This window comes from Stenotrophomonas sp. P5_A8 (genome assembly GCF_056400545.1).
The window spans coordinates 1-10,032 of sequence record NZ_JBFULB010000136.1; the positions used below are offsets into that span (position 1 = coordinate 1).

A 10,032-nucleotide genomic window follows, 5' to 3' on the forward strand; every position below is an offset into this window, starting at 1 on the left:
GCCCAAGGATGTCGAAGCCCACCGCCGCATTGCCTACCGACGCCGGCGAAAACGCACGGGCACTGTCACCTGCACTCACAGGCGTGCCCCTTCGCCGACCGCTACCCGCAGCACATCGGCGAACACGCCGGCGGCGGTCACCTCCGGCCCGGCACCGGGGCCCTGCACCACCAGCGGGTTGTCGCAGTAGCGCCGGGTGGTGAACTGCACCACGTTGTCGGTCAGGCGCAGAGTGGCGAAGGCGTGGGCGGCCGGCAATTCCACCAATCCCACCTGCGCACCGTCAGCCGACAGCCGCGCCACGTAGCGCAGCACCGCCCCGCGCGCACGGGCTTGGGCGAGCCGCTCGGCGAACAGCGCGTCCACCGCGTCCAAGCCGCCCATGAACTCCTCGACGCTCGCCTGACGCAGCACCTCGGGCACCAGGCTTTCCACCTGCACCTGCTCCAGGCTCAACTCGCGCCCGGCCTCCCGGGCCAGGATCACCAGCTTGCGCGCCACGTCCACGCCGGACAGGTCGTCGCGCGGGTCCGGCTCGGTGTAGCCCATGCCCCGCGCCTGCGCGACCAGCTGCGAAAACGGTACCTGGCCGTCGTATTTGTTGAACAGCCACGCCAGCGTGCCCGAGAAAATGCCGTCGATGGCCAGCACTTCGTCGCCGGTATCGACCAGGTCGCGCAGCGTGGTGATCACCGGCAGCCCGGCACCAACGGTGGCCTCGTAACGGAAGCGCGCGCCACTGGCGGCGGCCGCCTCGCGGATCGCGTGGTAGCGCGGCAGCGGACCGGCACCGGCCTGTTTGTTCGGGGTGACCACATGGATGCCCGCTGCCAGCCACCCGGCATAGCGATCGGCAACATCGGCACTGCCGCTGCAATCGATGATCAGGGCGTGCGGCAGGTGCGCCGACAGCAGGTGCTCGGTGAACACGTCCAGGTCGGTGGGTACGCCCGGGCCGGCCAGGGCCGCACGCCAGTCGCCGTGCACACCGCGCTGGTCGAGCAGCATGCGGCTGCGCGAGGCCACCGCGCGCAGCCGCAGGTCCACGTTGGCCCGGCCCAGCAACTGGGTCTGTGCCGCCTGCAGCTGATCGAGCAGGGCCGCCCCGACGTTGCCCGGGCCGATCACGCCGACCGAGAAGGTCTGCGGCGACAACCAGAAACCGGCGTGTGCGGCGCGCAGCGCCTTGGTCGCATGGCGGCTGTCCACGGCCACCGAGATGTTGCGCTCGGACGAGCCCTGCGCGATCGCCAGGATATTGACCTGGGCGCGGCCCAGCGATTCGAACAGGCGCGCGGCCACGCCCGGCTGCCCGGCCATGCCATCGCCCACCGCCGCCAACACGCTGACGTTGTCGGTGAGCTGCACGCGCTGCACCTGGCCCAACGCCAGCTCATGCGCGAAGGCCTGCAACAGCGCAGTGCGCGCACGCGCCGATTCGGCCTGCCGGACCACGCAGCAGATCGAATGCTCGGAAGACCCCTGCGAGATCATCACCACCGACACCTGCGCGTTGCGCAGCGCGGCGAACACGCGCTCGGCGGTACCCGGCACGCCGATCAGGCCGGTGCCTTCCAGGTTCAGCACGGCCAGGTCAGGGCTGAGCGTGAGGCCCTTGATCGGACCGGACACGGTGCGCTCGGCGGTGATCCGGGTGCCCGGATGGTCGGGCCGGAAAGTGTTGCGGATGATGATCGGCAGGCCGCGTTCGATCGCTGGCGACATCGTCTGCGGATGCACCACCTTCGCCCCGAAGTAGGCCAGCTCGCAGGCCTCGTCGTAGCTGAGCGCATCCAGCTGCACCGCTTCGGGCACCACCCGCGGGTCGGCCGACAGCACGCCGTCCACGTCGGTCCAGATATGCAGCTCGTCGGCATCGAACAACGCGGCAAAGATCGCACCGGAGTAATCGCTGCCGTTGCGGCCCAGGGTGGTGATGCGGTCGCGGCGATCGCGCGCCACGAAGCCGGTGGCCACCACGCGCGGGCCCGGATGCGCCTGCCGCCAGGTCGCCAGCCGCTGCGCGCTCTGCACCCAGTCCACGTCCACGCCCAGCTCGCCACGGTCCACCACCAGCACATCGCGCGCATCCAGCACCGCGCAGTCTTCGCCCAGGGTCTGCAGGTACTGGCCGAGCAGCTGCGCCGAATACACCTCGCCCAGCCCCTGCACGCGGTCCAGCACTTCCACCGGCAACTCGCCGATCACCGCCAGCGCGCCCAGCACTTCGGCCAGGTGGTCAAAGCGCGCATCGAACCATTCCACCGTCGGCCCGGCCTGTTCGCCCAGCAACGCGACTGCCGCGCCGCGGTGCCGCGCACGCAGCGCATGCCAGTGGTCGCGCCAGTGCGGCGCATCGTCGGCCGCCAGGCCGGCCAGCGCGATCAGCGCATCGGTGACGCCCTTCATCGCCGAGACCACGGTGACCTGCACCGCTTCGTCGCGCGCCAGCAGCAGCTGGGCGACATGGCGGTAGCGCTCGGCGTCGGCCACCGAGGTGCCGCCGAACTTGTGCACGACCGTGGAGGTGGCTGCCCGCAGGACCGGGGCGGCAGGATCAGCAACAGCAGGCAGGACGGCGACGGAAGACATGTAGACCTCGATTCGAGGCCCCGCGTCGGGTCAGGTTGAAGGCGCTCCCCCGCAACCTGTTCCGGGTGCGGGGCCGTTGTTTTCGGAAATTACGCGAAGACGACGGGCCGCACCGGGCGAGTGGTGACGGTGGTAATGGTGGTGGTACCGGTGCTCCGGTCGGCCACGGCTCGATCGACCGCAAGGGCGGCGATGCACGGCTGGGCGGTGGCGGCGAGGGAGACCATGGGTCAAGAAAACAACGCCGGCGGGGGACTTGTCAAGTGTTGCAGTGCAAAAAATCCACGCGCGCAACATGCCGGTAACGTCGGCAAACAAGTTGCGAATGAGACCATCCAGCTGGCGCAATGCCCTTGGCCCAAACGCTCATCCCGCGTGCTCGGCAATCGCGCGGGGTGGGCGATGTGCGTGCGCACACATCAGCACGCCGGCGATCAGGCAGACGATCGCCACGGTTTCCATCGCGGTCGGCAGGCGGTGCTGCCAGGCAAAGCCGTACAGCAGCGCGAACAGCGTTTCGAACACGATCATCTGCCCGGTCAGGGTCAGCGGCAGGTTGCGGCTGGCGCGGTTCCAGCATGCATTGCCCAGTACCGAGGCCACCACCGCCACCCCGGCGCTGATCAGCCAGAACCAGCCCCAGTCGACCGTGACATGCGGGGTGTCCTGCAGCGCGAACGCGCTGGGCACCAGCAGCAACGCCAGCCCGCCGGTGGCCACCCCGGTCAGCAACGACCAGTCGTGTCCGGAGATATCCGGGCGCCGCGCCAGCCAGCGGCTGTTGCCGATCGAGTACACCGCCCAGGACAGCAGCGCGCCGACCGCGCACAGCAGCCCCAGCGCACGCTGCCCGGTCGAACCGCCGGCGTGCTCGGCCTGCAGCGCCTCGTAACCGACCAGCCCGACGCCGAGCAGGCACAGCAGCAGTGCCGGCGCCAACCGTCGCAACGGCACCGCGCCTTGCTCACGCACGCCGGCCAGCGTCACCACCACCGGGATCAGCCCCACGATCAGCGAGGCGGCCGCGCCGCCGGCCCACTGCACCGCATTGGCCAGCAGCACGAAATACACCAGGTTGCCGGCCAGGCTCAGCCACAGCAGGCCGCGCCATTCGGCCGCGCCGATCCGCGTGCGCAGCTGCCGCCAGCGCGGCGCCAGCAACACCACCGCGATCAGCCCATACACCAGGTAACGCCCGGCCGACAACTGCACCGCGCTGAAGTGGCTCAGCATCGCCGGGGCCAGGAACACCACGCCCCACAGCGCACCGGCGGCGATTCCGTTGGCGATGCCAACTCCCATGGATCGATTCATCTGCGCGTGCGGGTCATTGCTGGAGGAGTGCGCCAGTGTAGGCACGCGCGCGCCGTCGATCTTGACCCAGGCTACTGCCGGTGGCGCCGCCGGTACTCGGCCGGGGTCATCCCCCACTCACGACGCAGTGCACGGGTCAGTGCGCTCTGCTCGGAGTAACCGGCCTGCTGGGCGATGCTGGCGATGGACAGCGTGCTTCCAGCCAGGTGGCGGCGCGCGCAGCGCAACCGGCACGCGCTCAACCATGCCAGCGGGGGCATATCCAATGCCGCGCGGAACAGCGCATGCACGCGACTACTGCTGACCCCGACCGCGGCCGCGATCCGCTCCACCGGCCAGGCCTGCCCTGGCGACTGTTCGATGCGCGCGCACACAGCCTGCAGCCGCGTCGCACTGCCCGCCAGCGAAAACGCGTCCAGCAGCAGCGGCAATTCGCGCGCCACCACGGCGCCATCGATCCGCGGCGGCAAGCCCGCACTGACCCGTTGGACCATCGCGCGCACCTCGGTCGGCAGCGCCAGCACCGGGTGCTCGTCCAGCCGTTGCAGGGTGTCTTCGTCCAGCAGTTTGACCGGACAATCAACGATCAGGAACCGGTCATCGGCCGACGCGGACTGCGCATGCCCGGCCGACGGCGCCACGAACGCACCCTGCCACCTGTCCAGCCGCGCACCGCGCCCGTCCAGTTCGAAGGCCAGTTCGCCATCCACCGGCAGCACCCATTGGGCGAAATCATGTCGGTCCACACTGGACGCGCGACCGTAGCGACGCAGGTTGAAGGCGGCAGCAGGCATGGACGTGGGCAGACAGGACGCGCGTGAACCGTGGGAGCGATCAGTCTGCGCGCGCGCCAGGCGTGACGCAATCCAGCGGGGCGGCCGTCCCCGGCTGATATAGTCGGCCGGTCCTGTCCGCATGGAATGCACACTGTGACGTCGCCTGGAATGCCCCGCCCTGCCCGGATGCGCTGCTTCGTCCTGCTGGGCCTCGCGCTCACCTGCCTCCCCTTGACCGCCGCGGCCGTCGCCCCACGCGAACCGACCCGGATTGCGCCCGGCCCCGGCTGCCTGGATGCGCGCGGCCTGCGCGACATGAACCAGACCGACGCCGACAGCGTGACCGTGCTGGCCGCCGACTACCAGCCGTGGCGCGTGCGCTTCCAATCTGCCTGCCCCGGCGTGGACGATGCCGCCGAAGCGGTGCTGGAAGCGCCTTCGGGCTGGGCCTGTGGCGGTCCCGATGAACGGGTACGCGTCGATGGGCGTCTTTGCCCTATTGCCTCGGTGGCGCGCATCGACGCGCGCGAGTTCGCCGCGCAGGCCAAGCTGAGCGACGCGCGCACGCTGAAAACGTTGCCCACCGTGCAGGTGGCGGCGACCTCGGAAACCCGCAGCCGCTTCGGCGCCTCGCCGGCCTACTGTTTCAGCACGCGCGCCCTGCGCAGCTGGTCCGAAGATCCCAAGGGCATCAAGGTCGAAACCAACCCCAAGCGCTCCGGCGGCAACCGCTATTACCGCGTGGAACTGGGCACGTACTGCCCGGAGGTCAGCAACGCGCCGGAGATTTCATTCCGCTCCGGCTTCGGCAACGGTCTGATCTGCGGCAATCCTGGCGACCGCATGATGGCCAGCCAGGCCATGCCCGGCGATCTCCGCCGCCAGAGCAACCCGCGCAACTACCTGGGCTGCGCGGTCATGGCGGTGTATCCGATCCGTTGAAGACTTCCCCTGATCGTGCGACTGGAACCGCCATGACACTTGAACGCATCCCGCTAAGCCAGAACCCCGCCCTGCTGCCGACCGTGGCCGCCTGGTATTTCACTGAATGGGGCAGCCACCTGCCCGGCCGCACCGAGGCCGACGAATGCCAGCGGCTGGAAGTATTCCTCCACGACGCCGCCCTGCCCCTGCTGCTGATCGCCCTGGATGACGGAGAACCGGTCGCGGCGGCGCAGTTGAAATTCCATGAACGCACCGAGCGCCCGGAGCGCCAGCACTGGCTCGGCGGCGTCTACGTGCGCGACTCGCACCGCGGCCGAGGCATCGCCGCCGTGCTGATTGAAGACCTGATGACGCGCGCCGCCGCCCTGGGCGTACGCGATGTGTACCTGCAGACCGAGGCCGACGACGGTGGTCTGTATCGCCGGCTGGGGTGGGTGCCGCTGGAGTCGGTCGAACATGCCGGGGGCTTCCCGGTGCGGATCATGCTGCGGCGGCTGGCGCCGCGCTGATCAGCGGGTGCTGCGCATCGGCTGCGGTGCCGGCCGGTCGGCCAGAGAGCCGAGGGTAAAGGTGTAGCCGGCTTCTTCCAGCAGCTTGCGCATGCGCAGCTCTGCGCGCTTGGGATACGCCAGCGACAGCGGCGCATGCAACGCATAGGACGTGGATTTACCCGGCATCGTGTCGCGGGTGACAGACGACTGATTCGTTTCGCAGGCATTGGACCACAGGTCCGACAGAACCTTCGGCCCGATGGATTGATTGTTGCCTAGGCGAAGCGTCAGCCAACGCATGTGTTCCATAGCAGATCCAAGCAGCCCTTTCGATCGAGTATGCACCAATTCCCCCTGCCCCGTACGTGTGCGTGCGGTCGCCCGGACGCAGACAGCCCCGGACGTGCCGGGGCTGTCTGCGCGGTCCGCGCGTTCATCTGGAACGGATCATGCCGAGGCGATCCGTTGCCATCGCAGGGCAGTCGATCAGTGCTTCATCGCATGCTTGCGGTCACGCATGACCGCATGGCATTCCTGCACCTGCGGCAGCAGGCGCTGCACTTCCTGGCGCGCGGCCGGCGGGGTGTCGGCGTCGGTAAGGGTGTCCTTGAACGCCTTCAGCAAGCGGTCCTCGGATTCTTCCAGCTCGGCCACGTAGCCGTACTGGGTGTCACCAAGCGTGGCGCGCACCTTGCCGTAGAACTGCTGCATCGAGCCGACCACGGTGCCGTGCTCGGCCGGCTTGCCACCCGCGGCCAGAACGGTGGCGCTGAGCGAACGCACGATCTCGTCCTTGACCCCGGCGATGCGGGTGAACAGCGACGACAGCTCGGTGTCTTCCACCTTGCCGGCCGCTTCGGTGTAGAACTCCTTACCGTCGCGGGCAATCTCGATCAGGTCGTTCAAGGTATGGGTGGTCTTGGTTTCGGTAGTCACTGATGTTGCTCCTGTAGAGGACGGGATGCCCGTTTGGGTGAGTCCACTTTTAGCGATCGGGAATGAAGTCGGCGTGACATCCAAAACGCGCGGTTCAGCGACGTATGCGCGATGAAATGCAGGTGTTGTGCGCGCGTGTTCACCACGCGATTGCGTCGTCACGAAGACGCGCGACGGCGCTTGATCCAGGACAGGCATTGGCCTGCGATCGCGGTCGCGAGCACCAGGCTGTTGGTGACCACGAATACCCAGGAATGCAGCGCGATGCTGTAAAGAATGAAAAGCACCGAGGCGGTGATCTGCCCCACGAACAACCACGTCGAAACCGCCTGCGCATCCTCGGCGCGCCATTGCTTCCAGATCTGCCGCCAGAGCGTGGCGACCAGGACGAGGGTGGCCGCCCATCCGAGCAGATCAACCGCCGCCATCAGCACGCGCCTGCCGATTTTCGCCCGATGTTGGGCAACGCCAGCCCCGGAACGCCGCCGTCATGGCCCACCTGCTGCTCCAGGCGCTTGAGGAAGTCGCTGAAGCCCCGCGTCGCGCGGGCATGACGGCGTGCACTGGTCACGACCTGGGGTGCGGCCAGCCGGGCGACACGTGCACCACTGTTCTGGATCGCCTCGATCAAGGCCACATCCTCCCCGGACACCAGCGGCAGGAATCCGCCGCTGTCGCGGTAGGCAGCCGCACTGAAACCCATGTTGGCGCCGTGCACGTGTGCATGCCCATCATGCAGGTGCTCGCTGGCCAGAAAGCGCTCCTGCACCGTGGGCGCGTAATCGAGCCAATCCTCCACCGTCACCACCCCGCAGAACGCGCCGGCACCGCAGTGCAACTGTTTGACCAGCCAGTCCCCGGGCACGCGGCTGTCGGCGTCAGTGCACCCGATCCAGCGCGCACCCAGCGCCAGCGCAACTTCGCTGGCCGCCGCACGGGCGACGCCAACGCAGCCGGCTTCCACGCACACGGTGTGCACGCCCAATCGCCTGCATATCTCCGCAGTCGCGTCGCTGCAGCGGTCCAGCGCCACCACGATGGCGACCGCCTCGCCGTCCAGCGCGCGATGCGCAGCCGCTACCTGCAGCGCCTGCAGGCACGGGCCGATCATCTGTTCTTCGTTGTGGGCCGGCACGATCGCGGCAATCATCGCAGTCCCTCGTGTTGCGCCACCGAGCGCGTATCGCGCGACCACCCCTGCAGGACCATGTCAGCGTCGGACCAGGAAAAGACCCGGGGCAGCAGTGCATCCAGCTGCGCGTGCACGAAGTCCGTGCTGCAGCGCGCCTGCGCGAATGGCGGCCGCCAATGGCAGGCGATCAGCACGCCCTGCGGACCCAGTGATGCGACCAGGCGCGCCGCCATTGCCTGCATGTCCGCCTCCTCCAGGTAGTAGCCCAGTTCGCTGAACACGATCAGGTCGAACGGGTCCTCCGGCCAGTCCTGCGGGTGCTGCGCGCGCTCCACCGTCACCTGCGGCTGCCCGGCCACGGTCCGGCGCGCCGCGGCCACGGCCTCTTCACTGATGTCGGTGGCCAGCAACTGCGCGCAGCGCGGTGCCAGCGCGGCGGTCAGCACGCCGTTGGAACAGCCCAGTTCCCAGGCGCGCAGGTAATGCGCCTGCGGCAGGCTCGCCAAGGTCAGCGCGCGTTTACGCGCTTCGTACCAGCGGGTGCGGTACTCGAACGGGTCCTCGTTCTGGTAGATCGCATTGAAGTACGCGACATCGCTCATCCAAGCAGTACCTCGTAATCACGCTGGAAACGTTGCAGCACCGCATCGGGCAGGATCGGGGCGCAGTCCAGTCCCGGCGCGGTGCCGGTCTGGGTGCCGAACTGGCCGATGGCCACCCGCTTGCGCTGCTGCACCTGCGGGGACAGGCGGAAACGGAACGCCGGCGACCACGCGCGCGCGGCCTGCTGTGGGTCCAGCCAGTGCCAGCCCCACACGGGAAACTCCCGGCGCGCGCAGCCCCGGTGCGACGCGGCACGCGCGCAGGCACGCCCCACCGCTTCATGGTCGGGATGGCCGTCCAGCATCCACGGGGCCAGCACCAGATCGTCTTCGCGCAGCAAGGCCAACAGGCGCGCGGCAACCTCCGCCTCATGCTGGGTCACCGTACCGTCGCCGATGTGCCACGCATGCCGTTGTGCATGGGTCAGCCCAAGGCACGCCAGCGCGCGATCCAGTTCGCGCTGGCGTTCCTCGCGCAATCGCTGTGGCAGCCAGAGGGAATGGTCGGGGTAGCACGCCTCGCCGTCGGTCACCGACACCACCAGCACCGGCAGCCCAGCGCTGTGCGCGCAGGCCATCACTCCGCCGCAGGCAAGCACTTCATCGTCCGGATGGGGCGACACCACCACCACGCGGGCAATGCCGGCGAACAGCGTCTGCGGCGTCTGTTCCGGCAGCGATTGCAGCCATGCGCAGGACTGCCACTGCGCCTCGCTGATGCCGTTGCCATCGATCTGGCGGTCTACAAGCTCCATGGCCGCCCCGCGCGATGACAGTCCATGCCCAACTGCTGCCAGTCGCGGTCGGCGTGGCTCTGACGGATGAACACGGTCAGATCGCTCCAACGCCGCGCATGGTCCTGGTCCAGGCACATGGGGCCCGGGCCCAGCCCGCGCGCGACCAGATCCAAGGTGCGCACGCAGGCCCGCTCGACCACGCTGCGCGCACGCAGCACCTCGGTCATGTGCGGGTGCTCGGGCTGCGCGTCCAGCAGTGCCGCCAATTCGCGCAGCAGCGACGCGCACGGGGAAAGCGCCATATCCACTTCGCCCAGCAGCACCGCAGCGGTGCCGGCCTCAGCGGTCTTTGGCGAGCGGCGGAGCGGTTCGGCCAGTGCCGCCGCCGCGCCGAACCAGCATGCGGCTATACCCGCACCGCCGTGCCAGAAACCGGGACGCTCCAGATACGCATTGGCCTGCCCGACCTCCACCGCCGGTACCTGCCGGAAGTGCGCGGTACTGCTG

Annotated in this window: 11 protein-coding genes and 1 pseudogene; 2 read left to right on the forward strand and 10 right to left on the reverse strand. The window is 68.8% G+C overall.

Annotated elements, in window-relative coordinates; genetic code table 11:
- Positions 1-75 precede the first annotated feature (75 nt).
- The 3 genes from thrA to AC1DQP_RS11295 all read right to left on the reverse strand — a co-directional run bounded on the left by thrA (position 76) and on the right by AC1DQP_RS11295 (position 4,700).
- Positions 76-2,592 (reverse strand): bifunctional aspartate kinase/homoserine dehydrogenase I, encoded by a 2,517-nt coding sequence (gene thrA, locus AC1DQP_RS11285; protein WP_457319073.1) that lies wholly within the window; start codon positions 2,590-2,592, stop codon positions 76-78.
- Positions 2,593-2,958: 366 nt separating this feature from the next.
- Entirely contained in the window at positions 2,959-3,906 is a 948-nt protein-coding gene (locus AC1DQP_RS11290; RefSeq protein ID WP_478051613.1) for a DMT family transporter, read from the reverse strand.
- 71 nt (positions 3,907-3,977) lie between these two features.
- On the reverse strand, positions 3,978-4,700 hold the full coding sequence (locus tag AC1DQP_RS11295; RefSeq protein ID WP_478051614.1) for a helix-turn-helix transcriptional regulator: 723 nt from the start codon (positions 4,698-4,700) through the stop codon (positions 3,978-3,980).
- 150 nt (positions 4,701-4,850) lie between these two features.
- On the opposite strand from AC1DQP_RS11295, the gene AC1DQP_RS11300 reads away from it, so the two are divergent.
- On the forward strand, positions 4,851-5,624 hold the full coding sequence (locus AC1DQP_RS11300) for a DUF6491 family protein (protein WP_457319070.1): 774 nt from the start codon (positions 4,851-4,853) through the stop codon (positions 5,622-5,624).
- A 32-nt stretch (positions 5,625-5,656) separates the two neighbouring features.
- A complete protein-coding gene (locus AC1DQP_RS11305) occupies positions 5,657-6,136 on the forward strand; it encodes a GNAT family N-acetyltransferase (protein ID WP_478051615.1) in 480 nt (159 codons plus the stop codon).
- Here AC1DQP_RS11305 and AC1DQP_RS11310 read toward each other — a convergent pair whose 3' ends face one another.
- From AC1DQP_RS11310 to AC1DQP_RS11340, 7 genes and pseudogenes are all read right to left on the reverse strand, one after another.
- Complete coding sequence (locus AC1DQP_RS11310; RefSeq protein WP_256773909.1) at positions 6,137-6,427, reverse strand: hypothetical protein; 291 nt, start codon at positions 6,425-6,427, stop codon at positions 6,137-6,139.
- A 177-nt stretch (positions 6,428-6,604) separates the two neighbouring features.
- Positions 6,605-7,054, reverse strand: a complete 450-nt coding sequence (locus AC1DQP_RS11315) for a PA2169 family four-helix-bundle protein (RefSeq protein WP_256773910.1) — start codon at positions 7,052-7,054, stop codon at positions 6,605-6,607.
- Between the two features lie 158 nt (positions 7,055-7,212).
- Positions 7,213-7,482 (reverse strand): PQ-loop domain-containing transporter, encoded by a 270-nt coding sequence (locus AC1DQP_RS11320; RefSeq protein WP_256773911.1) that lies wholly within the window; start codon positions 7,480-7,482, stop codon positions 7,213-7,215.
- Entirely contained in the window at positions 7,482-8,204 is a 723-nt protein-coding gene (locus AC1DQP_RS11325) for a glycosyltransferase family 2 protein (protein WP_478051616.1), read from the reverse strand. Before AC1DQP_RS11325 ends, AC1DQP_RS11320 begins: the two co-directional genes overlap by 1 nt.
- On the reverse strand, positions 8,201-8,788 hold the full coding sequence (locus AC1DQP_RS11330) for a methyltransferase (RefSeq protein WP_457319646.1): 588 nt from the start codon (positions 8,786-8,788) through the stop codon (positions 8,201-8,203). Before AC1DQP_RS11330 ends, AC1DQP_RS11325 begins: the two co-directional genes overlap by 4 nt.
- Positions 8,785-9,543 (reverse strand): PIG-L deacetylase family protein, encoded by a 759-nt coding sequence (locus tag AC1DQP_RS11335; RefSeq protein ID WP_256773914.1) that lies wholly within the window; start codon positions 9,541-9,543, stop codon positions 8,785-8,787. The genes AC1DQP_RS11330 and AC1DQP_RS11335 overlap by 4 nt, the downstream gene beginning before the upstream one ends.
- Positions 9,531-10,032, reverse strand: a pseudogene (locus tag AC1DQP_RS11340) (acyl-CoA dehydrogenase); the annotation flags it as partial. The pseudogene AC1DQP_RS11340 and the gene AC1DQP_RS11335, both read right to left, overlap by 13 nt.